The organism is Sorangium sp. So ce119, from assembly GCF_051524405.1.
Classification (GTDB): domain Bacteria; phylum Myxococcota_A; class Polyangia; order Polyangiales; family Polyangiaceae; genus Sorangium; species Sorangium cellulosum_G.
The window spans coordinates 104,845-129,897 of sequence record NZ_CP150310.1 but is presented as its reverse complement, the minus strand read 5'-3'; the positions used below and the strand labels follow the sequence as shown (position 1 = coordinate 129,897).

General features: G+C 73.3%; 19 protein-coding genes. 11 read left to right on the top strand and 8 right to left on the bottom strand.

What is annotated here, in order from left to right; genetic code table 11:
• Positions 1-116: 116 nt before the first annotated feature.
• Positions 117-1,064, top strand: a complete 948-nt coding sequence (locus WME76_RS00490) for a fibro-slime domain-containing protein (RefSeq protein WP_437958264.1) — start codon at positions 117-119, stop codon at positions 1,062-1,064.
• Positions 1,065-1,097: 33 nt separating this feature from the next.
• Here WME76_RS00490 and WME76_RS00485 read toward each other — a convergent pair whose 3' ends face one another.
• The 4 genes from WME76_RS00485 to WME76_RS00470 are packed head-to-tail and all read right to left on the bottom strand — an operon-like array spanning position 1,098 to position 4,492.
• Positions 1,098-1,871, bottom strand: coding sequence for a lycopene cyclase domain-containing protein (locus WME76_RS00485; RefSeq protein ID WP_437958263.1), 774 nt, complete (start codon positions 1,869-1,871; stop codon positions 1,098-1,100).
• 13 nt (positions 1,872-1,884) lie between these two features.
• Positions 1,885-2,805, bottom strand: coding sequence for a prenyltransferase (locus WME76_RS00480; RefSeq protein WP_437958262.1), 921 nt, complete (start codon positions 2,803-2,805; stop codon positions 1,885-1,887).
• Entirely contained in the window at positions 2,802-3,536 is a 735-nt protein-coding gene (locus WME76_RS00475) for a ferrochelatase (protein WP_437958261.1), read from the bottom strand. The genes WME76_RS00480 and WME76_RS00475 overlap by 4 nt, the downstream gene beginning before the upstream one ends.
• Positions 3,533-4,492: a prenyltransferase gene (locus WME76_RS00470; protein WP_437958260.1), complete on the bottom strand. Its 960-nt coding sequence runs from the start codon at positions 4,490-4,492 to the stop codon at positions 3,533-3,535. Before WME76_RS00470 ends, WME76_RS00475 begins: the two co-directional genes overlap by 4 nt.
• Before the next feature lie 303 nt (positions 4,493-4,795).
• On the opposite strand from WME76_RS00470, the gene WME76_RS00465 reads away from it, so the two are divergent.
• Both WME76_RS00465 and WME76_RS00460 read left to right on the top strand, forming a co-directional pair.
• Positions 4,796-8,503 (top strand): UvrD-helicase domain-containing protein, encoded by a 3,708-nt coding sequence (locus tag WME76_RS00465; protein WP_437958259.1) that lies wholly within the window; start codon positions 4,796-4,798, stop codon positions 8,501-8,503.
• Between the two features lie 49 nt (positions 8,504-8,552).
• Positions 8,553-9,176, top strand: a complete 624-nt coding sequence (locus WME76_RS00460) for a Uma2 family endonuclease (protein ID WP_437958258.1) — start codon at positions 8,553-8,555, stop codon at positions 9,174-9,176.
• Positions 9,177-9,187: 11 nt separating this feature from the next.
• On the opposite strand, the gene WME76_RS00455 is transcribed toward WME76_RS00460, so the two are convergent.
• Positions 9,188-9,955, bottom strand: a complete 768-nt coding sequence (locus WME76_RS00455; RefSeq protein WP_437958257.1) for a hypothetical protein — start codon at positions 9,953-9,955, stop codon at positions 9,188-9,190.
• A 646-nt stretch (positions 9,956-10,601) separates the two neighbouring features.
• On the opposite strand from WME76_RS00455, the gene WME76_RS00450 reads away from it, so the two are divergent.
• From WME76_RS00450 to WME76_RS00440, 3 genes are all read left to right on the top strand, one after another.
• Complete coding sequence (locus WME76_RS00450) at positions 10,602-10,937, top strand: hypothetical protein (RefSeq protein WP_437958256.1); 336 nt, start codon at positions 10,602-10,604, stop codon at positions 10,935-10,937.
• A 139-nt stretch (positions 10,938-11,076) separates the two neighbouring features.
• Positions 11,077-11,754, top strand: a complete 678-nt coding sequence (locus tag WME76_RS00445; RefSeq protein ID WP_437958255.1) for a hypothetical protein — start codon at positions 11,077-11,079, stop codon at positions 11,752-11,754.
• 241 nt (positions 11,755-11,995) lie between these two features.
• Positions 11,996-12,820, top strand: a complete 825-nt coding sequence (locus tag WME76_RS00440) for a GNAT family N-acetyltransferase (protein ID WP_437958254.1) — start codon at positions 11,996-11,998, stop codon at positions 12,818-12,820.
• 24 nt (positions 12,821-12,844) lie between these two features.
• Here WME76_RS00440 and WME76_RS00435 read toward each other — a convergent pair whose 3' ends face one another.
• Positions 12,845-13,156: a hypothetical protein gene (locus tag WME76_RS00435; RefSeq protein ID WP_061614599.1), complete on the bottom strand. Its 312-nt coding sequence runs from the start codon at positions 13,154-13,156 to the stop codon at positions 12,845-12,847.
• A gap of 459 nt (positions 13,157-13,615) precedes the next feature.
• On the opposite strand from WME76_RS00435, the gene WME76_RS00430 reads away from it, so the two are divergent.
• Positions 13,616-14,617: an N-acetylornithine carbamoyltransferase gene (locus WME76_RS00430; RefSeq protein ID WP_437958253.1), complete on the top strand. Its 1,002-nt coding sequence runs from the start codon at positions 13,616-13,618 to the stop codon at positions 14,615-14,617.
• 5 nt (positions 14,618-14,622) lie between these two features.
• A complete protein-coding gene (locus WME76_RS00425) occupies positions 14,623-15,963 on the top strand; it encodes an acetylglutamate kinase (RefSeq protein WP_437958252.1) in 1,341 nt (446 codons plus the stop codon).
• A 51-nt stretch (positions 15,964-16,014) separates the two neighbouring features.
• Here WME76_RS00425 and WME76_RS00420 read toward each other — a convergent pair whose 3' ends face one another.
• Together WME76_RS00420 and WME76_RS00415 are read right to left on the bottom strand one after the other, a co-directional pair.
• The gene (locus WME76_RS00420; protein WP_437958251.1) at positions 16,015-16,830 is read right to left on the bottom strand and encodes a GNAT family N-acetyltransferase; all 816 of its coding nucleotides are present in this window, start codon (positions 16,828-16,830) and stop codon (positions 16,015-16,017) included.
• A 143-nt stretch (positions 16,831-16,973) separates the two neighbouring features.
• On the bottom strand, positions 16,974-17,576 hold the full coding sequence (locus WME76_RS00415) for a superoxide dismutase (RefSeq protein WP_437958250.1): 603 nt from the start codon (positions 17,574-17,576) through the stop codon (positions 16,974-16,976).
• A gap of 254 nt (positions 17,577-17,830) precedes the next feature.
• On the opposite strand from WME76_RS00415, the gene WME76_RS00410 reads away from it, so the two are divergent.
• The 3 genes from WME76_RS00410 (at position 17,831) to WME76_RS00400 (ending at position 25,051) form a co-directional block, all read left to right on the top strand.
• A complete protein-coding gene (locus WME76_RS00410) occupies positions 17,831-19,657 on the top strand; it encodes an OmpA family protein (RefSeq protein WP_437958249.1) in 1,827 nt (608 codons plus the stop codon).
• A 14-nt stretch (positions 19,658-19,671) separates the two neighbouring features.
• A complete protein-coding gene (locus WME76_RS00405; RefSeq protein WP_437958248.1) occupies positions 19,672-23,922 on the top strand; it encodes a hypothetical protein in 4,251 nt (1,416 codons plus the stop codon).
• A gap of 262 nt (positions 23,923-24,184) precedes the next feature.
• Entirely contained in the window at positions 24,185-25,051 is an 867-nt protein-coding gene (locus WME76_RS00400) for an Hsp33 family molecular chaperone HslO (RefSeq protein ID WP_437958247.1), read from the top strand.
• Positions 25,052-25,053: the final 2 nt, after the last annotated feature.

The following is a 25,053-nucleotide window of genomic DNA, read 5'->3' as shown; positions in this document are numbered from 1 at the left end:
AGCGAGGGCGCCGGGGCGTCCCTCCGCGGCCGGCTCCGCGCCAGACGCGATGCGCCCCGTACGATTTCGCGAAGGACGACCGGGCCCGACCGCATCCAGGGGCAGGAGGCGGTCCCATGAGCCTGGCCCACCCATCAGCGTCCCTCTGCCGGGGCTTCAGGCGACCCCTGGCCCTGCTGATCCTCGCGTGCGCGGCGCTCCCCCTCGCGGGCTGCCCCCTCCAGGACGCCACGATCGCCCGCGCGGACGACGAGCCGTCGCCCCCCGGGAAGCCCGCCCCTCCCCCCCAGGACGAGCTCACGCACGTCGAGGACCCGGAGAACGCCGGTGGGGGGACGCCCGGCGCGGGCGGCGGCAGCCATGTCGATGAGGGCGAAGACCCCGTCGACGAGAACGCCGGCGACAGCGCCGACGGAGACCCTCCCGGCAATTCCAGTGCGGTCCTGTGCACGGCGAGCTTTCCCATGGTCGTGCGGGACTTCCCCAAGAAGCACCCGGATTTCGGGCCCTCCCAGACCACGAACGGGAGGAACGTCGAGGCCAAGAGCGAGCTCGAGAACGGCAAGCCGGTCGACGCGAACCCGCCCGCCGACGGCATCAACGAGGACGACAGCTTCGACGAATGGTTCAAGGACGAGCCGGGCGTCAACATGACGTTCAACAGGGTCATCCACCTCGACCTGTGGAGCACCGGCGGCCACCTGGGCGGCAGGGATTTCTACTTCCTCGACGGCGTCGGCTTCGGCAACGAGGGCGAGGCGCACAACTTCGGCTTCACGGCGGAGTTCGAGCTGCCGTTCACCTACCGGGTGGGGGCCTTCTTCTCCTTCGACGCGAGCGACGATGTCTGGATATCGATCGACGACACCATCGTGGTCAGCCACTCCGTGCGCGACGGGGTGAACGGGACGACCGTCCGCCTCGACGACGAGGCCGCGAGGCTCCGCCTGAAGCCCGGGTCGAAGCACAGGCTCAAGGTCTTCTACGCCGAGCGAGACGGCCGCTCCTCGGTGTTCCGGCTGAACACGGCGCTCGACGTCCCCTGCGAGCCGACCGTCGAGTGAGCCGCCCGCGGGCCCCGGAGGAGCGCCCCGGCGTCAGCCCGCCCGCGCCGCGGCGCGCGCCGCCTTCGCGTACCTGAAATCGAAGGCCCACGCCGGGAACACCGTGGCCGCGAAGCCCGCGCCGAGCCCGTAGAGGACCTCGTCGAGCGGGACGCCGAGGAGCGCCCTCCCCGGCAGCAGCACGCTGGGCCGCCAGGTGCGCGCGAACACGCCGGGCACGAGCGCGGCGAAGACGAGGCACAGGCCGAGGTACAGGGCCGCGGAGAGGAGCGCTCCGAGCAGGCTCGGCACGAGCAGATCGCCGCGCGCCGCGACGAGGGCCGCGGCGACCGCCGCCATCGCCGCCACGGCGGCGTAGAGGATCGGCACCCCGGCCGCGAGCAGCGCGCCGGCCAGCGCGAGCACGAGCGCGATGGCCGCGGCCGCCCTCACCCCCGGTCGGGCCGCCCTCCTCCACGTCGCGGTCGCCTCTGGGGTCGCCGGCGACGCCGGCGGGGCGCAGGGCACCGGCGTCCGGCGGAAGGCAACGGCATAGGCGGTCGAGGAAAACGCGCTGAGCCCGGTGAGGAACAGGACGTCCTCGACGCCGAACCCGATCCGGTCGGCCAGGTCGAACAGGAACTTCGGGGTCCAGTACGCCGGGTAGAACAGCCGCTCGGTCGCCGCGAACGGCAGCGAGGCGAGCGCCGTCCGCCGCATCAGGGCGCGCAGATCCGGGCGCGCGAGCCAGATGGCGCCCGCCGGCAGGAGGAAGAGCACCGAGAGCAGCAGGAACTCGTGGGTCATCGCGCCGCCCTCGTCGGTCATCGCGCCGCCCTCCTCACGGCGCGGCGTTCGCCAGCCACGCCGTGACGGCGACCAGCGACAGCGTCGCCGCGCCCGCGGCCCCCACCCGGACCAGCAGCAGCCGCGAGCCGGGCGGCGCCGGCCGGGCCAGCAGCACGACGAGCGCCGCCGCCGCCGGGATCAGCAGGCCCGCGCCAGGGCGCAGGCCCGCGGCGCCCAGGCCGACCGGCGCGAGCAGGAGCGACAGCGCGTTCAGGAGCACCACGCGCCGCGCGGCCCGCTCCCCGCCCAGGCGCACGGGCAGCGTCCGCTTGCCGCTCTCGCGGTCCGAGGGCTCGTCGGGGAGCGCCGTCGCGATCGCGCAGCCGAGGTGGCCCGGCAGCAGGCACGCGAGCAGCACGACGGGGAGGCGATCGAGGGCGCCCCCCTGCGCGACGTAGCCGTAGAGCGGCAGGACCGCGCCGACGCCCACCACCTGGAGCAGCTCCCCGCCGCCGCGGTACGAGAGGCGGAGCGGCGGGTAGCTGTAGGCCCAGAGCAGCAGGAGCGCCGCGATCGCGAGGGGCACGAGGAGCGGCGCCGCGGGCGCGGGCACGGTGACGGCGAGCCAGGCCGAGACGGCCACGAGCGCCGCGGCGCAGCCGGCGGCCGCGGCGCCGAGCGCGCGCGGCGAGAGGCGCCCCTCGACCAGCACGCGCGAGCCGCCCGAGAACGGCGTGGCGGTGCGGTTGCGGCGGTCGGTCTCCTGGTCGGCGACGTCGTTGGCGTAGACGATGAAGAGCTGGTCGAGCAGGCCGAAGAGGTGGACCGCCGCGAGCGTCGCGAGGTCGAGCGGGCGGCCGGCGGCCCGCGCGCCGAGGACCTGCCCGAGCAGCAGCGGGAGCGCGATGGTCGGCTGCGAGGCCAGCCGCGACGCCCTGATCCAGGCCCGGAGCGCCCCCGGCCGGGCGCTCATCGCCGATCGCCCCTCGACAGGCCGAGGCGCTCGGCCAGCTTGGCGCGCAGCTCGGTGAACGGGAGGTCCCAGCGGCGCTCGCCGTCGAGGCGCCACGCCTTGAGCGGGATGAGGTCGACCTGGGCGAGCAGGTGGTGGAGCTGCGACTCCTCGCGCGGCTCGCGGATGAACGAGAAGGGGTTGCGGAACTCCCGTCCGTTGAGCTGCGAGTACTTGCGGTCGTTGCTGGCCACGAGCTCGACGAGCGCCTGCTGCCGGCCGTCGAGGTAGTCGAAGAACGCGAGGTCGAACGGCCCGACGCCCGCGCGCTCGTCCGGCTTGCGCATCACCCAGCGGGCCCAGTCGTAGCCGTAGAGGAAGTCGTGCGCGTAGCGGAAGCGCAGCTTCGACTTGTTGCCGAAGCCGACGCAGAGCGCCACCACGCGCCGGGAGAAGTCGCCGATCGCGGGCGCGCTCCCGGCCTGCCACATGCAGCAGGCGAGGTAGTCGAGGTCCCAGAAGATGTTGTCGGGGAAGTTGTCGGCGACCGCGCAGATCACCTCGCCGAGCGCGCGGACGAAGGCCCGCGCGCGCTCGGCGTCCTCGCTGCAGTCCACGATCTGCTCGACCAGCGCGACGGGGGTGGGCGCGCACGGCCGGCCCGGGGCGACCGAGGCCCGCGCGCCGAGCAGCGAGGTGAGGCGCGCGAGCTCGTCGCGCGCGTCGTCGGGGAGGACCGGGATCCCGGTCACGCCGGCACCCCGCCGGCGCGGAGCCCGGCGGCGAGCACCGCCGCCGACAGCGCGGCCGTCCCCCCCCAGATCGCGCGGTGGAGCTCGCGCTTGTAGGCCGCCTGGGCGGCGAAGGCGTTGGTCACCGCCGCCGGGCTCCTCGCGACGAGCCGCGCCCCGAAGTAGAGCGCGACGGCCGCCGCGGGCGCGACCGACCACGGCGGCGGGGCGGCGTCGTCGAGGAGCGACGCCGCGGGCCAGAGGACCGCGCCGAGGCCGAGCAGGGCCTCCGTCGCGCGGCGCGTCGCCGCGTTGCCGAGGAGCGTGGCCACGGTGCGCTTGCCGCCGGCGCGATCGCTCTGCTCGTCGGACAGCCCGCTGGCCAGGGCGCTCGCGAGGGCGCAGAGGAGCAGGCCCGGCAGGAGCGCGGCGAGCCACGCCGGCGCCCACGCGCCGCACTGCGCGTAGGCGTGCAGCAGCGGGAGGACGCCGCCGACGCCGGCCATCTCGAGGAGCTCGCCGCCGCCGCGGTAGTTGAGCCGGAGCGGCGGCAGCGTGTAGGCGCCGAAGACGAGCAGCCCGAGCGCGGCCAGCGGGAGCAGGAGCGGGCGATCGAGCGCGGCGCCCGCGCCCCAGGCCACGAGCAGCGCGGCGCCGCCCGCCCCGAGGCCGGCGAGGAGGAGCGCGTGGGCCGGGAGGATGCCGTCCGGGATGGTCTTGGGCGAGCAGCCGTCCGGGAACATGCGCCGCTTGAGGGCGTCGACCTCGCGGTCGCCCCAGTCGTTCAGGAGCACGACGAAGGCGACGTCGGCGACCATCCACAGCGCGCCGAAGGCGAGCGCGCCCGCGTCGATCCGTCCGGCGACGGCGGCCCCCACGGCCTGCCCGCACAGGGCGGGGACGAGCACCTTGGGCCAGCTCGCGGGCTTGAGCGCGTACCACCACCGCGCTCCACGGCTCATCGACTCGACGCGCATGGATCAGGTCCTCCTGCTGCTAGCACAAGAACCTCCGCGCTTTGCGGCCCACATGAGGTCGCTCCGCGACGGGAGCGGCCTCCGCCGGGCGCGGGCGCCCGCGACGGCGCGCCCCGGGTCGAGCCCGGCGGCGCGTCGGTGCGGCGTTTCCTTCGCCGCCGATCTGGGCCACCTTATCCCTCCGACAGCCTCGACACGCGACCTCGTGCGCCACGCCCTCCCCCCCTCCCCGATCCCGGCCGGCGCGCCCCTGCGCCGCGGCCCCGAGCAGCGCCTCGGCCCCGCGCCCGCGCGGAGGCGCTCGTGAGCGCCGACGCGGCCCAGGGGCGCGGCGCGCGGGAGCTCGCGGACGAGCCCGCCCGCCGCCGCATCCGCGAGGACCTCCGGACGACGCTCGTCGTCGAGGCCGCCGCGGGGACGGGCAAGACGACAGCGCTCGTGTCGCGGATCGTCGCCGTGCTGCGGAAGGCGCCCGAGGAGGGCGGCGGCACGCTCGACCGCATCGTCGCGGTCACCTTCACGGAGAAGGCGGCGGGCGAGATGAAGCTGCGCCTCCGCGCCGAGATCGAGCGGGCGCGCGGCGACGCGAGGTCCGGGCCGGCGGAGCGCGCGCGGCTCGACGCGGCGCTCGCGCACCTGGAGGCGGCCCGCATCGGGACGATCCACTCCTTCTGCGCTGACCTCCTGCGCGAGTGGCCGGTCGAGGCGCGCGTCGACCCGCTGTTCCAGGTGGCGGCCGCGGACCAGGCCGAGGCGCTCTTCGACCAGGCGTTCGACGCCTGGTTCCAGCGCACCCTGAACGACCCGCCCGAGGGCGTGCGCCGCGCCCTGCGCCGGCGCCCGCGCGACGGCGCGCAGGGCCCGCGCGATCTGCTCCGGGGCGCGGCGTGGAAGCTCGCCGAGCACCGCGACTTCACGCGCCCCTGGCGCCGCGATCCGTTCGACCGCGAGCGCGCCATCGACGAGCTCATCGATCGCCTCGCGGCGCTCGCGGATCTCGGCGCCGAGGCCGACCGCGAGGGCGACTACCTCGCCCAGAGCCTCAGGAACCTCGACCGGTACCTCGCGGAGCTCCGCCGCCGCGAGGAGGTGACCGGCGGGCGCGATCACGACGGGCTGGAGGCCGAGCTCGGCGAGCTCGCGCGCTGGAAGGAGTGGCGCTGGAGGGGCTCGGGCAAGGCGTTCGGCGCGGATCTCTCGCGCGCCGAGGTGCTCGCGCAGCGCGACCGGGTGAAGGCCGAGCTCGACGCCGTGCTCACGGCCGCGAGCGCCGACCTCGCGGCGTGCCTCTCGCGCGAGCTCCGGCCGCCGATCGAGGCGTACGACGCGCTCAAGGCGCGCGCCGGCAAGCTCGACTTCCTCGACCTCCTCCTCTGCGCCAGGAACCTCCTCCGCTCGAGCCGCGCCGTCCGCGAGGAGCTGAACCTCCGCTTCTCGCACCTCTTCGTCGACGAGTTCCAGGACACCGACCCGCTGCAAGCGGAGATCCTGCTCCTGCTCGCGTCCGACGACCCGGCCGAGACCGACTGGACGCGGGCGCGCCCGGTGCCCGGGAAGCTCTTCGTCGTCGGCGATCCGAAGCAGTCGATCTACCGCTTCCGCCGCGCCGAGGTCGCGCTCTACGAGGCGACGAAGGCGCGGCTCGTCGCGTGCGGCGCCAGCGTGCTCTACCTGTCGACGAGCTTCCGCAGCGCCCCGTCGATCCAGGAGGCCGTCAATGCGGCGTTCGCGCCGCTCATGCAGGGGGGCGAGGGCGAGGGCGCGGCGAGCCAGGCGCGGTACGTCGCGCTCGAGCGGTTCCGGGACGACCCGGTGGACCAGCCGACGGTGATCGCGCTGCCGGTGCCGCGGCCTTACGGCGACTACGGGAAGATCTCGGATTTCCGGGTGCGGCAATCGATCCCGGACGCGGTGGGGGCGTTCGTGCACCACCTCATCCACGGCGGCCGGGGCCCGGGCGAGCGGCGCTGGACGGTGACCGAGCGCGAGCGCCCGAACCAGCGCGTGGCGCTCGAGGCGCGGCACATCTGCCTTCTGTTCAAGCGTTTCCAGACGTTCGGGGAGGACGCGACGCGCGCGTACGTGCGGGCGCTCGAGGCGCGGCGGATCCCGCACGTGCTCGTGGGCGGGCGGTCGTTCCACGATCGCGAGGAGGTGATGGCGGTGCGGAGCGCGCTGCTCGCGATCGAGTGGCCGGACGACGAGCTCAGCGTGTACGCGACGCTGCGCGGGCCGCTGTTCGCGCTGACGGACGACGTGCTCCTCCTGTACCGCGACCGGTTCCAGCGGCTGCACCCGCTGTTCGAGCCGGACGAGGCGGCGCTGGATCTCGCGGTGGAGGGCGGGGCGCGGCCGCTGCGGGAGGTCGCGGAGGCGCTGGCGGTGCTCGGGCGGCTGCACCGCGAGCGCAACCGGCGGCCGATCGCGGACACGATCGGCGGGCTGCTCGACGAGACGCGCGCGCACGCGGGCATCGCGATCTGGCCGACGGGGGAGCAGGCGCTCGCGAACGTGCTGCGGGTGATGGATCTCGGGCGGCGGTTCGAGGCGGGCGGGGCGACGTCGTTCCGGGCGTTCGTGGAGCGGCTCGAGGCGGACGCCGAGCGGGGCGAGGTGGCGGAGGCGCCGGTCGTCGAGGAGGGGACGGAGGGGGTGCGGATCATGACGGTGCACCGGGCGAAGGGGCTCGAGTTCCCGGTGGTGATCCTGGCGGATCCCGCGTCGCCGGCGGTGCATCAGAACCCGTCGCGGCACGTGGATCCGGCGCTCGGATTGTGGGCGGAGCCGATCGCGGGCTGCGTGCCCGCGGAGCTGGTCGAGCGCCGCGACGAGGTGCTGCGCCGCGATCGCGAGGAGGCGGTGCGGCTCGCGTACGTGGCGGCGACGCGGGCGCGCGAGCTGCTCGTGGTGCCCGCGGTGGGCGACGCGCGCCCCGGGGACGGCTCGAGCGACGGCTGGCTCGACGTGCTGCACCCGGTGCTCTACCCGGCGCCGCGCGAGCGGCGGGACGCGCGGCGCTGCGAGCACCTCGGCTGCCCGCCGTTCGGGACCGACACGGTGCTGGAGCGCCCGGCGCGGTGCGAGGCCGACGAGCGCGACGCGGTGGCGCCGGGCGAGCACGCGCCGATGGCGGGGTCGCACCGCGTGGTGTGGTGGGATCCGAGCGCGCTCGACCTGGATCGCGAGCCGGAGGCGGGGCTGCGGCAGCAGCGGATCTTGCAGGCGGACGCGGGCGCCGCGGGGGCGGCGGCGGGCGCCGGGGCCACGGCGGGGGCCGACGCGGCGGCGGGCGGACGGGCGCTGGGCGGAGAGCTCGGGCAGCGCGGGCACGAGGTGTGGCAGGAGGCGCGGCAGCGGGCGATCCGGGACGGCTCGGTGGCGGCGGTCCGCGTGAAGACGGCGACGGAGATCAGCCACGAGGCGGCGCTGGCGGCGGCCGAGGAGGCGGCGGCGGGCGCGGGCGCGCGGCAGACGAGCGGCGGGGCGGAGCGGGGGAAGCGGGCGGACGCGCTGCCGGTGATCTCGTTCGAGCAGACGGCGATCGCGCGCGAGGGCCGGCCGTACGGCAAGCGGTTCGGGACGCTGGTGCACGCGGTGCTGGCGGAGGTCGATCTCCGGGCGGGCGAGGACGAGGTGCGCGTGGTGGCCGCGGCGCAGGCGCGGCTGCTCGGCGCGCCGGCCGAGGAGCTCGACGCGGCGGTCGCGGCGGCGGTCGCGGCGCTCGAGCACCCGCTGCTCCGGCGCGCGGCGGAGAGCGCGGCGCGCGGCGCGTGCGAGCGGGAGACGCCGCTGCTCCTCCGGCTCGAGGACGGGACGATCGCCGAGGGCGTTGTCGACCTCTCGTTCCGGGAGAGCGTGGGCGACGTGGGCGTCTGGACCGTCGTCGATTTCAAGACCGGCTCGGACGCGGGCACCGCGCACGCCGCGCAGGAGGCGCAGGTGCGGCTCTACGTGCAGGCGATCGCCGAGGCGACGGGCGAGAGGGCGAGAGGGGTGGTGCTCCGGGTGTGAGGGGCGCGGGCGCGCGTCGCCGGGGCGCCGCGGGTGGTATGCTCGTGTCATGGGTTCGAGGGCGACCGCGGAGATCCTCCAGCCTGAGCTGATGACGCTCGAGCAGTGGGCCGACCTGGACGAGGACGAGCCCGGCGAGCTGATGGATGGCCGCCTCGTGGAGGAAGAGGCGCCGACGACGCTGCACGAGGCCGTGGTGAGCTGGTTGATCGAGGTGCTGCGCGCATGGGCTCGGCCGCGGGGCGGCTGGGTGTTCGGATCGGAGCACAAGCTCGCCGTCTCGGCGCAACGCGGACGCAAGCCCGACGTGTGCATGTACGCCCCGGGCACGCGCCTTCGAGGCCGGGACGCGCTCTCCCGGATCCCCCCTGTGGTGGCGATCGAGGTGCTCTCGCAGCGGCCGCGCGACGTGCGGCGCGACCGGATGGAAAAAGCGCTCGAATATGCGCGGTTCGGGGTGCGCTGGTACTGGCTGGTGGATCCGAACGCGCAGCTCGTCGAGCTGTACGAGCTCGGGTCCGATGGGCATTACGTGCACGTGCTGCCCGCCTCGCAGGGGAAGGTGTCCGTGGAGGGCCTGGAGGGACTGGAGCTCGACCTCGACGCGCTGTGGGCCGAGGTGGCGCCGCTCATGGATGACGAGGAGACGGGCGCCGAGCGCGGCGAAGGGTGAACGGGAGCCCGTCAGGCCGGCGCAGGCGCGGCCAAGGGCGCGTCGGCCGGCTTCGCGTCCGCCGGCTTCGCGTCCGCCGGCTTCGCGTCCGCCGGCTTTGCGTCGGCCGGCTTCGCGCCGGCCGGCTTCGCCCTGGGGCGCCGCTTCTTCGGCGCCTGCACGGCGCCCAGCGGCGCGAACAGGGCCTTGTAGGTCCCCTCGTCCTCATCCCACGCGGCCGCAGCATGCTTCTTCAGCTTCCGGAGCGCCTTGATCCATGCGGGGAGCAGGGCGTCACGATCCGCGAGCGCCTTCGCCAGCGCGGCCTGCGGCCTGGTGAGCCTGGAGAGCGCCTCCTCGAGCGCCGCGGTGTCCTTGACGAGCTTCGCGGCGGCCCTGGCCACATCGCTCGGCGGCCTCTTCTTCAGGAGGGCGGCGACGAGCTCGCGGGCGGCCCTGGGCTCGGCGGCGTACGGAAGCGACGTGAGCTGGCTGGGAGAGTGCGTGGAGTAACCGGCGAACGGGTTCTGCCGCTTGCCCAGGCCCGCGCCCACGGTCTTGTCGGCGAGCGCACCCACGCTCTCGTCGAACGTGTCGTCGGCGGCGCCCACCGCGTCGAGCGCGGCGTCGCGCTTGTCGCGCGCGGCGTCGGCGCGCGCCGCGGCCGCCTCGTACTCGGCGTGCGCCTGCTTGAAGGCGGCGAGGTGCGGCCTGACCGGCGCAGGGACGGCGACGTCGCCGAACCGATCGAGGACGGCGGCGCCGTAGCTGCGGTTCTCTCCGATATTGGTGTTGCCCATGCGAGTGCTCCTTCGCGAGAGGGTGTTGGGTTGACGGAGCCTGGAATCGTTGTGACGACGGAGCGCGTCGCAAGCGGCTCAGCAAGGTCCCGACGAGCGGGACCGCATGCTGGGAGAGGCGGCGACGATCGCCGGTGCGTGATGCCGCGATCACCGCCGGCACTCGCGGCGCAGCAGCGACCGGAGCAAAGCCGGGGCCGGGTGACGCTTCCCGCGGGCTCGAACGGCGAAACCGGGGCCGGGTGACGCCACCCGCGGGCTCGAACGGCGAAACCGGGGCCGGGTGACGCCACCCGCGGGCTCGAACGGCGAAACCGATGCCGGGTGGGGGTGGGGAGCAGCTCCGAATGGCAGAACCGGAGCCGCGTGGCGGCAAGCGCGGCGCAGAACGCCGCAACCGGGGGGAGTCGGGCCGAGCGGCTGCCCGGGAAGCGATCTCCGACGTGCCAGCCAGAGCAAGCCGTCGATCGCAATTCCAGATCACTGCGCTGACATCTCCGGAACTCGGCTGGTGCTCTGGTGCTTCCGGCACGCCCGTCGCCCGGACGAGCTGGTGGCGCGTTTGTCGGGCTGGTACGAGCTGGTCCGGGAGGTGCGCGGCGCGCCCGGCGGTGGGGCTGCGCTGTCGCGCGTGTGGCGGTATATCTTGAACATCGCCGACCCGGCCCAGCCAAGGGAGCTGCTGCAGCGGCTGCTCGTGGCGGCGGGGCCGGAGGCCGAGGAGGAGATCGTGACCATCGCAGACTACCTTCGCGAGCAGGGCCGACTGGCGGGCGAGCGAGAGGGCCGCCTGGCGGGCGAGCGGGAGGGCCGCCTCGCGGGGCAGCGAAGCACGCTGCTCAAGCAGCTTCGGCTGCGCTTCGGCGAACTGCCCGAGCCGGTCGTGGCGCGCGTCCGCGCCGCCGATGCAGGCCAGATCGAAGGGTGGACCGAGCGCGTCCTCACCTCGCCCACGCTCGACGACTGCCTGACCGAGCGTTGACGCAGCTCCTCCGGCTCCGCTCGGTACGTCGCGATGCTCCCCTATCGGCTCGTCGTCGTTGCCATTGCCTGAAGGAGCTCACTCCCCAGCCCCGTGATTCAGCGCGCTCGCCGTAAGATCACGTAGGCTCCCGTGTTTCATGCCCATGAACGCGCCTGCCTTGCTCCTCTGCTCTCTGCTCCTCCTCTCGATGGGCTGCGCCGCCAGCGAGCCGGCCCCCGTGGGTCCCCCTGGCCCGGGCGCCGACGACCCCTGCGCGCCGGGTGGAACGCTGCGGCCTTCCCGCCGCAACATCGTGGCCACCACCGTCACGCCGGACGGGCAGGTCATCGACTGGATCCCGATCGCCTCCCAGACGCCCGACGGCAAGGTCGCTTCCCCTCCCCCACCTCCCACACCTCCCCCGCCGGCGGCGGGCCCGGGCGGCGCCGCGCCGCCGCGCTCTCCCACCGAGACATCAGTCCAGCTCGGGCCGAGAGGGCCGGCCGGCACGGTGCCGGTGCTCCGCCCCCGGCGACCGCAGTGCGATTGCCTGCCCGGCTACGTCCAGCAGGCCGATGGCTCGTGCGCGGAGCTCGCCTCGCGCTGCTCGGGGGAAGGAGCGATGGCGTCCGGCAAATCGTTCACTGTCTGCTGCCCCGGGCTCGCGCGCATCCCCGCGATGGATCGCGTCGACGGCCAGTGCGTGGTCACGGCGCCCGACGCGCACCTCTGCGCGAAGTGCGGCGACGGCGCCTGCGGCGCGGGCGAGAACGACTGCAACTGTCCGAGCGACTGCCACGCAACCAGTCCGGGCCCTGGCGGCGGCACCGACTGATCCCCCAGCACCACGCCGACCCCGACGGACGCTCCGCGACCCCGACGGACGCCCCGCGCCAGGAGCGCTGGTCTCCCTCGACAGGACCCCCGTTCTCCATTACCAGCATCGCATCGCCCTCGGCTGTCATGGCAGAGACGCACCTCCCCTCCCCCGAGCCCACCGCCCTCCGCGCACGCCCGCCGCGAGGCGCTGTCGCGGAGGCGCGCACCCCGGAGTCCACCACGCGGCTCGTCAGCCCATGAGCACCCTCCTCGCCACCCTCGAGCGGTTCTACGATGCCGTCCCTCGACGGCACGCGGACGCCGAGGACCACGGACCGCTGACCCTCTTCGCCCGCCGCGGCGACGGCTGGCCCTACTATGCCCGTCCCACCCTCGGCCACCCCGGCCCCGTGTCGGCCGACGACGTGGCCGCGGTGCGCGCGCGTCAGCGCGAGCTCTCGGTCCCGGAGGCGTTCGAGTGGGTGCAGGAGACCACCCCGGGGCTCGACGCCGCGGCCGAGGCCACCGGCCTGTACGTCCGTCGCTGCCCGCTGCTCGTGCTCTCCGGCGAGCCCGTCCAGGTGCCTTTGCCGGCGGACATCTCGCTGTCGATCGTCACCGCCGAGGATCCCGATCTCGCCGCCATTCAGGCCGTCGCGCTCGTCGCCTTCGGCGCGCTCAGCACCGCAACGGGCCCCGCGGGACCGGCGGAGCGTGACGCCACCGCGGCCGCGCTCCCGGCCGGACACGCGGCCTCGTGGCGCGCGTCGCTGGCCGAGCGGACGCTGGTGCACGCCGCCGCCCGCGGTCGCCGCGGCGCCCTCACCGGTCCGCTCTGCGCGGGCAGCTACCAGCACGCGGAGGGCGTGGCCGAGATCGTCGGCGTGGGCACGCTGCCGGCGGCCCGCCGGCAAGGGCTCGCCGCCGCGGTCACCGCGATCCTGGCCCGCCACGCCCTCGACGCCGGCCATCGCACGGTGTTCCTGTCCGCCCAGAACGACGATGTCGCCCGCGTCTACGAGCGCGTCGGGTTCGAGCTCGTGGCCACTGCGTGCATCGCCGAGCCGCCGGAGCAGCCGTAGCGCAGCGCTCCGCCGCGACCTGCGTCAGCCAGGGGCAGCGTGGTAGTCCGGGCCCTCTTCCCCGCGCAGGATCTCGGTCTCGACGACCGACGCGTCCCGCAGGTGCGCCACCGCCCCGAGCTCGCCGTCTCGACGATACGCCGAGAAGGCCTGTTCGTCAGGGAAGGTGACGATGTGAACCTCCTTCAAGCGGAGCCCAGCGCTATCGGGCGCGGTCACCACGGTCCGCTCGATCGCGCCGCCATACCGGGCCATCACGGCCGCGGCCTTCCTCTCGTAGGCGCGGAACGCGTCGAGCGCCTCGCACCGCACCGTGAGGATCACGACAAGCGTCATCGGAACACCCCTGCTCGCGCGACACCGCCGCACGGGCACAAAAAAAAGAGCGCCCATTCGACGGAGGGGGGGGAAACCGTCACGGGCGCTCTGCCCTACGTGATTAGCAGGATGCGGGCCAGGGGATGACACCTGGTTTTCCGCGCATTTTCTTGAGGAGCTCGTCGTCCCCCTTTCGTTCCTGAAATCGAGGCGTGCAATCCTGAGTTCTCCCGGGAGAGCTGGTATCCAGAGCGCCTGTCCTTCCCCACCCCGCGCGCACCGTGGAGGACACGCCTCGACAGCGGCCGGCTCCGGAGCGCCGGCCCCGCTCCTCCGCGCAGCGCGGCCGCCGCGCGGACCGGGCGCTCGACTCGGCGCGACCGCTGCGCGCGCGCCCGCGTGCGTCGTTGACATCGCCGCCAGGATTGCTCCAATGCGTGCGCCCGCTCCACGCGTGTCCGGACGAGGAGGCATCCGATGCGGCACTTTCTGACCACGATGGACTATACCCGCGCCGAGATCGAGGGCCTCCTCGAGCGCGCGCAGCGCTTCAAGCGGCGGCCGATCGAGCCGCGCCTCCAGGATCGCACCATCGCGCTCGTCTTCTTCAACCCGTCGCTGCGCACGCGCACCTCCTTCGATGTCGGCATCCGGCAGCTCGGCGGCCACGCTGTCGTGCTGGAGCCCGGCCGGGGCGCGTGGCCCATCGAGTTCGAGGACGGCGCCGTGATGGACGGCGAGCCCGAGGAGCACGTGGCGGAGGTCGCCCGCGTGCTCTCGCGCTATGCCGACCTCATCGGCGTGCGCGCGTTCCCCAGGTTCCAGCGCTGGGAAGACGATCGCCAGGACAAGGTGCTCCAGAGCTTCGCCCGCCACGCGACCGTGCCCGTCATCAACCTGGAGACCATCACCCACCCCTGCCAGGAGCTCGCGCTCGCGCTCGCCATGAAGGAGCGCCTCGGCCGCCTCGACGGCAAGAAGTTCGTCCTCACCTGGACGTACCACCCGCGCCCGCTCAACACCGCAGTCGCCAACTCCGCCGTCCTCATCGCCTCCAAGCTCGGCATGGATGTCACCCTGCTCTGCCCCGGCGAGGAGTACCACCTCGACGACCGCTACCTCGACGCCGCAAGGAAGAGCGCGGCGGACAACGGGCGGAAGCTCACCATCACCTACGACATCGAGTCCGCCTACCGCGGCGCCCACGTCGTGTACGCGAAGAGCTGGGGCGCGATTCCGTACTTCGGGCGCTGGGAGCAGGAGAAGCCCATCCGCGACAAGCACAAGCACTTCATCGTCGACGAGCAGAAGATGGCGCTCACCGCCGGGGGGCTCTTCTCCCACTGCCTCCCGGCACGGCGCAACGTCAAGGTCACGGACGCGGTGATCGACTCGCCCGCTTCCATGGTCATCGACGAAGCCGAGAATCGGCTGCACGTCCAGAAGGCCGTGATGGACCTGCTGGCGAACGGGTGGTGACCACGATGGGTTCGACGCAAGACGTCATCGTCCGCCTGCTCAGGAACCTCGGCAGCCGCAAGGAGGTCGAGCAGTACCTGAAGCAGTACGCGGCGGTCGATCAGCAGAAGTTCGCCGTCATCAAGGTGGGCGGCGCCATCCTCGATGAGGACCTCGAGGCGCTCGCGACCTCGCTCGTGTTCCTGAACCAGGTCGGCCTGTACCCGATCGTCATCCACGGCGCCGGGCCGCAGCTCGACAGGGCGCTCGCCGAGGCGGGCATCCCGACCGAGCGCGTCGACGGGCTGCGCGTCACGACGCCGCGCATCCTGGAGGTCGCGCGCCGCGTCTTCCTCCGCGAGAACCTGCGGCTCGTCGAGGCGCTCGAGGAGATGGGCACGCGCACGCGGCCGATCACCGCGGGCGTCTTCGAGGCCTCGCTGCTGGACGAGGGGCGCCTCGGCCTGGTCGGCAGGGTGGAGCGCGTCCATGTCGACGCGGTGAGGTCCAGCCTCCGCGCGGGGCACCTGCCGATCCTCGCCTGCCTCGGCGAGACGCCGGGAGGGCAGATCGTCAACATCAACGCGGACGTGGCCGCGCGCGAGCTCGCGCTCGCGACGCAGCCGTTCAAGATGATCTTCCTCACGAGCGCGGGCGGCCTCCTCGACGAGCACGGGCGCATCATCTCGGCCGTCAACCTCCAGGAGGACTACGCGGGCCTCATCGCCCAGCCCTGGCTGACCGACGGCATGCGGCTCAAGCTGCAGGAGATCAAGCTCCTGCTCGACGGCTTGCCGGCGACCTCGTCGGTCTCGATCACCGCGCCCGATCACCTGGCGAAGGAGCTCTTCACGCACACGGGCTCTGGCACGCTCGTCCGCCGCGGCGAGCGGATCCTGCGGCACGACACGCTGAACGGCATCGACCGCGACCGGCTGCGCGATCTGCTCGAGGCGTGCTTCGAGCGGAAGCTCGACGAGCACTACTTCGACAAGAAGCCGTTCTACCGCATCTACCTGTCCGACTCGTACCGGGCGACGGCGATCCTCACGCTCGACGCGAAGGAGAAGGCGCCGTCGACCCCGTACCTCGACAAGTTCGCGGTGACGAACGAGGCGCAGGGCGTGGGGATCGGCGGCTCGCTCTGGACGCGGATGAAGAGCGAGAACCCGCGGCTGTTCTGGCGCGCGCGGAACGGCAACGAGATCAACCCCTGGTATTTCCAGCAGGCCGAGGGCAGCTACCGCAACGAGAACTGGACGGTGTTCTGGTACGGGCTGTCGAGCTTCGACGACATCCGCGCCTGCATCGATCACGCGCTGTCGCTGCCCGCGACCCTGCGCCAGCACGGCACGGTCGAGCTCTGAGGGCGCGCCCACGTCGCGCGGCGCGGCGCGGTCGTCGCGCCGCGCTCGGGCTCAGGACGACGCGCCTCCGTCGCGCTCCGGCACAGGGCGGATCAGCCTCGTTGCCGTCGCGCCCGCCTCGGCGGGGGGCTCGCGCGTCGCGCCGGCCGGCGCGTCCGGCCGGGATGATTCCGGCGGCTGCGACGGCGGGGGGCCCGACCGCTTGTCGGCGCCGCGCCCCTTCGCGGCCCGCTTGGACGAGCGCTTCGGCTTCGCGGGCGCGCCGAGCTCCTCCGGCGGGCGCGGCTTCTTGAGCGCGCGCGGCGGCAGGAGCTCGGAGTCGACGGCGACCTTCTTCGCCATGAAGATCGCGGCGTCGAGCCGGTAGAAGCTGCGCTTTCGATAGAACCTGAGCGCGCCGATGTTGTTCTCGGCCACCTCGAGCACGAGGTGGGTGCACCCGTGGATGCGCGCGAGGTGCTCGAGCTGCTCGAGCATGAAGGCGCCGACGCCGCGGCCCTGGTACTCGGGGTGGACCGCGAGCTCCTCGACGAAGAGCGGCCGCATGTCGTGCTTCGTGAAGTACCGCTCGTTCATCCAGTTGTCGGTCCCGGTGATCTCGAACGCGCACTCGGCGTAGCCGACGATCTCCTGGACTTCCCCTTGACGGACCTCGAAGAGGAGCTGCTCGACGCCTTCTTCCTCGTAGACCTCCAGGAACCGCTTCTTCGAGCGTGGCCGCTGGTACTCGACCGTCTCCCGGTTCACGTCGCGGAACACCTTCTTGAGAAACTCCCAAACGCGGTTCAGGTCGCGTCTGTGGATCCGGCGGACGTGGATGAGGCTCTCCTCCCCGGTGCCGGGGGAGCTCGGTGGGGCCTTGCTCATTGTCGCGTGCAGTCTACAGGAGCCAGGCGGCAAGGGCACATCGCGACGAGCGCCAGGCTTGGGGGGGAGTCGAGGAGGGGTCTTGCCGAGCTGCCCGGCCCGGTGGGGAGGCGGGGGCGCGCGCCCCCGCCGTGTGACCAGGCCTACTGGTGGCCGCCGACCTGCTGGAGGCGCGCGTTGATGACGTCCCAGTTCAGGCCGGAGAGCACGTTGGCCACGTAGTCCGCCTTCTTGGTCTGGTAGTCCGCGAAGTAAGCGTGCTCCCAGGCGTCGATGGCGACCATGATATGCGTGTTCGCGAACAGACCCACGTCGTGCTCGGTCCGGACGAGGTTATTCAGGAGCTTCTTCTCCTGATAGTCGTACACGAGCACCGTCCAGCCGTGGGCGCTCAGGAGCGACGCCTTCGCGTCGGCCAGCCAGTTATCGAGGCTGCCGAACGACGCCTCGATGAGCTGCTTCGCCTGGGCGCTCGGCTGCGTCGAGCCGTTGCCGATGTTCTCGAAGTAGAGCTCGTGCAGCACCGTGCCGTTGAAGGCGACAGGCTCGCGACGCTTGAGCTCGCTGTACGCGTTGTACGAGTAGTTCGGCGCGCTGCGGTCCGCCTTGCCGAGCTGCTCCCAGATCTCGTTGAGCTTCTTCACGTAGCCCTGGTACAGGGTGAAATGCGCCTTGAGCTGCAGATCACTCAAGCCCTTGGCGTTGCCGCCGAGGAGATGGTCGAAGTTCTTCGGTTCGCGGGCCATGGGTGCCTCCTGACGAGTGCCGCGAGCAACGCGTGCCGCGGGGTTGGGTGGCCGCTCTACCGCTGCTGCTGGCCGGTAGCAACCGTGCCGTGCGCGTGACTCGCGGCCGCCTCGCGGCGCCGGTCCGCCCGAGATCCATGCGGGAAATCCGTACGGCGCCGAGCTCCTTCCCGCGAAACGTTGAACGCCGCGCCCGTTTCGGTCGATACTCCCGGGACTTGCTGTTCCTTCACGCAAGGAGGCGACCTCGTCCCATGCCGGCTCGTACACAGGGAACCCATCCGACGGCCGCGCTCGCGGCGGCGCTGTGCCTGCTCGGCGCAGCGGCGCGCGCAGAGGCGCAGGAACCCGCGAGACCCGAGGGGTTCGCGCTCGACAGGTTCCAGCCCGCGCCTGCCGGCGACAGGATGTTCGGAGTCCCGTCCGCCTACACAGCAGGAGACACATCACCCCACATCATGATCCTCGGCGATTATGCCCAGGATCCGCTGGTGTTGCGGAGGGAGTCGGGAAACGAGGAGTTCGACGCCGGCAAGGTCGTCGGCAGCCAGCTCCTGCTCCACCTGAACGCCTCGCTCTCCCTCTGGAAGCACCTCACCGTGAACGTCGATCTGCCGCTCGCGCTCCAGTCCGGCGACGGCGGGGCCGCCTCGGGGGCCGTGCTTCCGCAGCCGTCCAGCAGCGCGCTCGGTGACCTCCGGCTCGGCGCGCGCGCGACGCTCTACGGCGGCTACTTCGACCCGTTCCAGATCGCCATCGCCGGCCACGTGTTCCTGCCGACCGGCAGCCCCGAGGCGTACTCCGGCGACGGCAGCGTGCGCGGCGGGCCCCAGCTCATCCTCGGCGGCCACCTCGATCGCGCGGTGTGGTCGCTCGCCGCGGGGCCGGAGTTCCGGTCCACCCGGCAGTTCGCCAACGTCGAGCAGGGGATGATGGTGCACTGGGGCGCCGGCGTCGGGCTGCTGCTCGACGACGAGCGGCGCCTGCAGATCGGGCCGGAGATCACCGGCTCGGTCACGGTCTCCGACGTCCAGCAGCGCACCACCAACCTCGAGGCCCTGCTCGGCGGGCGCTACCGCTTCGCCGACGACTTCGAGGCCGGGCTCGGCGTGGGCCCCGGCCTCACCGCGGGCGTCGGCACGCCGTCGTTCCGCGCGGCGGCCCTCATCGCCTACTCGCCCGAGGTGAAGCCGCCCGTGAAGGACCGGGACGGCGACGGCATCCCCGACGCGGACGACGCCTGCCCGGACGTCGCGGGCGTCGGCAGCGCGGATCGCGCGAAGCACGGCTGCCCGCCGCCCAAGGACGCGGACCACGACGGCATCCTCGACGCCGTCGACGCCTGCCCCGCGGTGGCCGGCGTCGCCTCGCCGGACCCGAAGAAGAACGGCTGCCCGCCGCCCGGGGATCGCGACAAGGACGGCATCACCGACGACGTCGACGCGTGCCCGGATCAGGCCGGCCCGGCGAGCGACGACCCGAAGGCGAACGGCTGCCCGCCGCCGCCCGATCGCGACAGCGACACGATCCCCGATCCCTCGGACGCGTGCCCGGAGATCCCCGGCGTCGCCACGACCGATCCGGCGACGAACGGCTGCCCGGGCGACACCGACGGCGACGGCATCCGCGACGACAAGGACGCCTGCCCGAACGAGAAGGGCAAGGCCGACGAGGACCCGAAGCAGAACGGGTGCCCGGTCGCGGTCCGCGTGACCGAGACCGAGATCGTCATCCTCCAGCAGGTGCAGTTCGACACCGGCAAGGCGACCATCCGGCCGGTGAGCGACGAGCTGCTCGACGAGGTCGCCGGCGTGCTCAAGGACCACCCCGAGATCCTCAAGATCGAGGTCCAGGGCCACACCGACGACCGCGGCACGCGCCAGTTCAACACGAAGCTGAGCCAGGCCCGCGCCGAGTCGGTGCAGCGGGCGCTCGTCGAGCGCGGCATCGCGGCCGATCGCCTGCAGGCCAAGGGGTACGGGCCTGACGTCCCGATCGCGGAGAACAAGACCGAGGCGGGGCGCCAGAAGAACCGGCGCGTCCAGTTCAACATCGTCGAGAAGGCAAAGAAGCAGCAATAGGGCTGGAGGCTTCGATGGCAAAGCGATTGGCATACACGGGGCTCACCAGCGCCGCGCTGCTCGGGGCGCTCTCGGGGACCGCGAGCGCGGCTCCGTTCAACCGGGTCCAGGTGGCGCAGCGGGGCGACTTCATCCTCATCGGCAACACGCTCGCGCACGACTGCGCCTCGACCACGCCGGCGCCGACGCTGGGCACGGTCGGGGCGTGCGGCACGAGCGCGACGCTCAGCGACTCGGCGCCCGACATCTACTGGCGGTCCGACAGCCCCCTCGCCGGGCAGGCCGAGGCGAACAACACGATATCTCCCTCCGCGGCCCGCAGCACCGCGGTGCTCAGCCTCCCGGCGGGCGCGCGGGTGACGCACGCCTACCTCTACTGGGCGGTGAGCCGCTCCTCGGGCACGGCCGATCTCAGCGTGACCCTGGATCGACCGGGCACCTTCGCCTCCGAGGTGACGGGCACCCTTTCGGGCGAGGCGCTCACCGGCCTCACGCACTCGCAGGCGGTCGCCGACGTCACCTCGATCGTGCAGGCGCGCGGCGCGGGGGCCTATCGCCTGAGCGGCATCCTGAACGCGTTCCCCCTCAACGGCGCGAACCAGGCGTTCACGTTCGCCGGCTGGTGGATGGTCGTGCTCTACGAGCAGACGACGGCGCCCGCGCGGAACCTCTCCATCTTCGACGGGCTGGACCCGGTGATCGACGGCGCGACGGTGGGCTGGACGATCTCGGGGTTCGTCGTCCCCTCGGGCGCGGGCCCGGCGAAGCTCGGCGTCATCGGCTACGACGGCGACAGCTCGACCGGCGACGCGCTCGAGTGGAACGGGACGGCGCTGTTCGACGCGCAGAACCCGGCGAACAATTTCTTCAACAGCTCCCGCTCCTTCCTCGGCGCGCCGGCGTCCACGGCGGGCGACCTGCCGCGGCTCACCGGCGGGCCGCAGAGCATGAGCGGCATCGACATCGACGTCGTCCAGGTCCCGCCCGATCTGCTCCGGGCCGGCGACACGGACGCGCAGATCGGCGCGGTCGTCTCGGGCGCCGACAGCTACCTGCTCGGCGGCATCGTCACGTCGGTGCCGACGCTCCTGCCGGACCTCTCCACCTCGAGCAAGTCGGTCCTGGACCTCGACGGCGGCGGCGTCACGCCCGGTGACACGCTCGAATACACGATCATCGTCGCGAACACCGGGGACGACGAGGCCGCGGAGGTCGTGCTGAACGACCCGCTGCCCGCCGGGGTCACGTACGTGGCGGGCTCGCTCGAGATCGCGACGGGCCCGAACGCGGGCGGCGTGACCGACGCGGCCGGCGACGACGAGGGCGAGTACATCGCCGGCTCCCGGAGGATCCGCGTCCGGCTCGGGAGCGGCGCCAGCGCGGCGAGCGGCGGGTCGCTCGGCGTCGGCGAGACCACGACCGTGCGGTTCCGCGTCACCATCGACGAGGGCACGGACGGCGAGATCGTGAACCAGGCCGCCGTCACCGGGCAGAGCCCGGAGGGCGGGGCCGCCCAGGAGTACCCCACGGACGGCGACGGCGCCGCGCCGGGCGCGCAGCCCACGGCGATCCTCGTCGACAGCGACAGCGACGGCCTCAGCGACGGCGACGAGATCGACGCCGGCACCGATCCGAACGACGCCGACTCCGACGACGACGGCGTCGCCGACGGCGACGAGCAGCTCTGGGACCGCGACACCGACGGCGACGGCCTCGTGAACGCGCGCGACGTCGACAGCGACAACGACGGCCTCTTCGACGCGACGGAGATCGGCCTGACCGACTGCAACGGGCCGGGCACCAACGCGCTGGCGGGGCACTGCGTGCCCGACGGCGACGGCGGGGCGACGACGACCGAGCCGCTGGACGCGGACACCGACAACGGCGGCGTCCCCGACGGCTCGGAGGACGCGAACCTGAACGGCGTGCTCGACGAGGGCGAGTCGGATCCGACGGCCGGGCAAGGCGCCGACGACAACCAGAACGCCGACGCGGACAGCGACGGGCTCAGCGACGCCCTCGAGGAGTACCTCGGCACGTCGCCGACCGACGCCGACTCCGACGACGACGGCGTGCGCGACGGCGCCGAGCCGAACCCGACCGACGACAACGACGGCGACGGGCTGATCAACGCGCTCGACATCGACAGCGACGACGACGGCCTCTTCGACGGCACCGAGCTCGGCCTCGGCTGCGCCGGGCCGGGCACCGACGCGGCGGCGGGCCACTGCACCCCGGACGGCGACGCCGGCGCGAGCAAGACGTCGCCGCTCCAGGCCGACACCGACCGCGGCGGCGTGACCGACGGCTCGGAGGACACGGATCTCGACGGCATGGTCGACGCGGGCGAGACCGACCCTCGCGCCGGCCAGCACGCCGACGACCGGCTGGTCACGGACAGCGACGGCGACGGGCTGAGCGACGGCCTCGAGGCCGCGCTCGGCACGGACCCGAACGACGCGGACACGGACGGCGACGGCGTGCGCGACGGGCGCGAGCCGAACCCGGCGGACGACGCGGACGGCGACGGGCTGATCAACCCGCTCGACGTCGACAGCGACGACGACGGCCTCTACGACGGCACCGAGCTCGGCCTGGGCTGCGACGGTCCCGGCACCGCGCCGTCGGGGCGCTGCGTCGCCGACGCGGACGCGGGCGCCACGAGGACGTCGCCGCTCGACGCGGACTCGGACAACGGCGGCGCGACCGACGGCTCGGAGGACGCCAACCTGAACGGCGTCGCGGACAACGGCGAGACCAACCCGACCCGCGGCCACGGCGACGACGACGGCGGCAACGACGACGGGGACGAGGACGGGCTGAGCGACGATCTCGAGGAGACGCTGGGCACCGATCCGGGTGACGCCGACACCGACGACGACGGCGTGCAGGACGGGCAGGAGCCGAACCCCAGCGACGACACCGACGGCGACGGCCTCGTCAACGCGCGCGACGTGGACAGCGACGACGACGGCCTCTTCGACGGCACGGAGATCGGCCTCGGCTGCGACGGCCCGGGCACCGACGAGGCGGCCGGCCACTGCACGGCGGACGCCGACAGCGCGGTCACGACGTCGGCGGTGAACCGCGACAGCGACCGGGGCGGCGCGACCGACGGCTCCGAGGACGCGAACCTGAACGGCGCGATCGAGGCGGGCGAGACCGATCCGAGCGCGGGCCACGGCGGCGACGACGCGCAGAACGCCGACGCCGACGGCGACGGGCTGAGCGACGATCTCGAGGTGTTCCTCGGATCGGATCCGGCGGATCGCGACACCGACAACGACGGCCTGCTCGACGGCGACGAGCCGAACCCGAGCGACGACGGCGACGGCGACGATCTCGTGGACGTCCTCGACGCGGACAGCGACGGCGACGGGCTCTTCGACGGCACCGAGGCGGGGAAGGACTGCGCCGACGCGGACACCGACCCCGAGGCGGCGCGCTGCACGCCGGACGCGGACGGCGGGCTCTCGACCACGAGCGCGGTGGATCCCGACACGGATCGCGGCGGCGTCGTCGACGGCGAGGAGGACCTCAACCACAACGGCACGGTCGACGAGGGCAGCGCCGAGACCGATCCGAACAACGCCGGCGACGATCGCGGCGATCGCGACGGCGACGGGCTCTCGAACAGCGAGGAGACGGAGCTCGGCACCGATCCGGACGACGCCGACACGGACGACGACGGGGTGATCGACGGCGAGGAGATCGAGCCTGGCGCCGACACGGACGAGGACGGGAAGATCAACGCGCGCGATCCCGACAGCGACGGCGACGGGCTCTTCGACGGGACCGAGATGGGCAAGGACTGCTCGCACGAGGACACCAACCCCGACGTGAAGACGTGCGTGCCCGACGGCGACGGCGGCGACACGACGACCGATCCGACGGTGGCCGACACGGACGGCGGCGGGGCGATCGACGGCGAGGAGGACGCGGACCACGACGGCGTGGTCGACGCGGGCGAGCGGGATCCGAACGACCCTTCGGACGACGTGCCCCCTGTGTGCGAGGAGGACAGCGATTGCGGCCCCGGGATGGTGTGCGACCAGGCCACGAAGGAGTGCGTCGCCGGTTGCCGCGCTCCGGACGGGTCGATCGGCCCGTGCCCCACGGCGCCGCCCGGCGAGGGCGTCGTGGTGCAAGGCGGCGGCTGCGCCTGCACGGTCGGCGCGGACGACGACGGCGGCCGCTCGGCGCCGTGGGCCCTGCTGGCGATCGGCGCCTGCGCGGCCGCGCTGCACCGGCGCCGCCGGAGCTGAGCGCGCCTCCTCGACGGCGCCCCCGACGCGGAGCCGGCGGGGGCGCCGGTGTCGCAAGTCAACGGAAACACTGAACTATTCGAGAACCTTGCACGCGAGGGCGAGCCCATCCGAGGGTGCGCCTGGCCCCAACCACGTTGCGCCCGGCCCTCGCTGCCCCGCCCGACGGGCGCGGCCCCCACGAACCCCCCGGGCCCGATGCGCCGCGGGTTGCCATCCGCCGTCCGTGGCCTAACGATATTTTTTCACGGGAGAGTGCATCTTGCTCCGACCTTCTGATTCCGTCGTTCGCGCCATCACGATCGATGGCGCCTTTCGCGTCATCACCGCGCTGACCACCGAGACGGTGCGCGGGGCCATCGCCGTGCAATCGGCCTCCGGCGCGACCGCGCAGCGGCTCGGAGAGCTGATCACCGGCGCCATCCTCGTGCGCGAGGCGATGGCGCCGACCCTGCGGGTGCAGGCGATCATCAAGGGCGCGTCCGGCAACGGGACGCTCGTGGCCGACTCGCACCCCGACGGCACGAGCCGCGGCCTCGTGAACCTGGGCAAGGGCGCCGCCGACGGGAGCGCCGTCGAGGTCGGCGCAGGGTCGCTGCTGCAGGTCATGCGCACGCTGCCGAACGGCATGCTCCACCAGGGGGTCGTCGAGGTCCCGGCCGCGGGCGGCATCTCCGGCGGCCTCATGGCGTACATGCAGGAGTCCGAGCAGGTCGTCTCGATGATCGCCGTGGCGACGCTCCTCGGCGAGGACGGCGTCGGCGCCTCCGGCGGGTACCTCGTGCAGCTCCTCCCCGAGGTCGAGCGCGGCCCGCTCATGGTGATGACCGAGCGGCTGAAGGACTTCGAGCGCCTCGACGACGTGCTCGCGCACGAGGGCGCCTCGGCGGACGTGCTGCTCGAGGAGCTGCTCCACGGCATGCCGTTCTCGCGGCTCGACGACTCGCCGCTCAGCTTCAGCTGTCGCTGCAGCGAGCTCCGGGTCATGACCACGCTGGCGAGCCTGCCGAGGAGCGACATCGAGGAGATGGTCGAGGACGGCAAGGTCCTCGACATCCGCTGCGACTACTGCGGCAAGGACTACCAGGTCTCGCCGTCGCAGCTCCGCTCGCTGCTGACGACGAGCTGACC

Excerpts from the sequence above, each read along its gene's own strand:
- WME76_RS00430 (WP_437958253.1), top strand. The coding sequence starts at position 13,616 with ATGCGGCACTTTCTGACCACGATGGACTATACCCGCGCCGAGATCGAG.
- WME76_RS00435 (WP_061614599.1), bottom strand. The coding sequence starts at position 13,156 with ATGACGCTTGTCGTGATCCTCACGGTGCGGTGCGAGGCGCTCGACGCG.
- WME76_RS00425 (WP_437958252.1), top strand. The coding sequence starts at position 14,623 with ATGGGTTCGACGCAAGACGTCATCGTCCGCCTGCTCAGGAACCTCGGC.
- WME76_RS00405 (WP_437958248.1), top strand. The coding sequence starts at position 19,672 with ATGGCAAAGCGATTGGCATACACGGGGCTCACCAGCGCCGCGCTGCTC.
- WME76_RS00480 (WP_437958262.1), bottom strand. The coding sequence starts at position 2,805 with ATGAGCGCCCGGCCGGGGGCGCTCCGGGCCTGGATCAGGGCGTCGCGG.
- WME76_RS00485 (WP_437958263.1), bottom strand. The coding sequence starts at position 1,871 with ATGACCGACGAGGGCGGCGCGATGACCCACGAGTTCCTGCTGCTCTCG.
- WME76_RS00410 (WP_437958249.1), top strand. The coding sequence starts at position 17,831 with ATGCCGGCTCGTACACAGGGAACCCATCCGACGGCCGCGCTCGCGGCG.
- WME76_RS00415 (WP_437958250.1), bottom strand. The coding sequence starts at position 17,576 with ATGGCCCGCGAACCGAAGAACTTCGACCATCTCCTCGGCGGCAACGCC.
- WME76_RS00445 (WP_437958255.1), top strand. The coding sequence starts at position 11,077 with ATGCCCATGAACGCGCCTGCCTTGCTCCTCTGCTCTCTGCTCCTCCTC.
- WME76_RS00490 (WP_437958264.1), top strand. The coding sequence starts at position 117 with ATGAGCCTGGCCCACCCATCAGCGTCCCTCTGCCGGGGCTTCAGGCGA.
- WME76_RS00470 (WP_437958260.1), bottom strand. The coding sequence starts at position 4,492 with ATGCGCGTCGAGTCGATGAGCCGTGGAGCGCGGTGGTGGTACGCGCTC.
- WME76_RS00455 (WP_437958257.1), bottom strand. The coding sequence starts at position 9,955 with ATGGGCAACACCAATATCGGAGAGAACCGCAGCTACGGCGCCGCCGTC.
- WME76_RS00460 (WP_437958258.1), top strand. The coding sequence starts at position 8,553 with ATGGGTTCGAGGGCGACCGCGGAGATCCTCCAGCCTGAGCTGATGACG.
- WME76_RS00440 (WP_437958254.1), top strand. The coding sequence starts at position 11,996 with ATGAGCACCCTCCTCGCCACCCTCGAGCGGTTCTACGATGCCGTCCCT.
- WME76_RS00420 (WP_437958251.1), bottom strand. The coding sequence starts at position 16,830 with ATGAGCAAGGCCCCACCGAGCTCCCCCGGCACCGGGGAGGAGAGCCTC.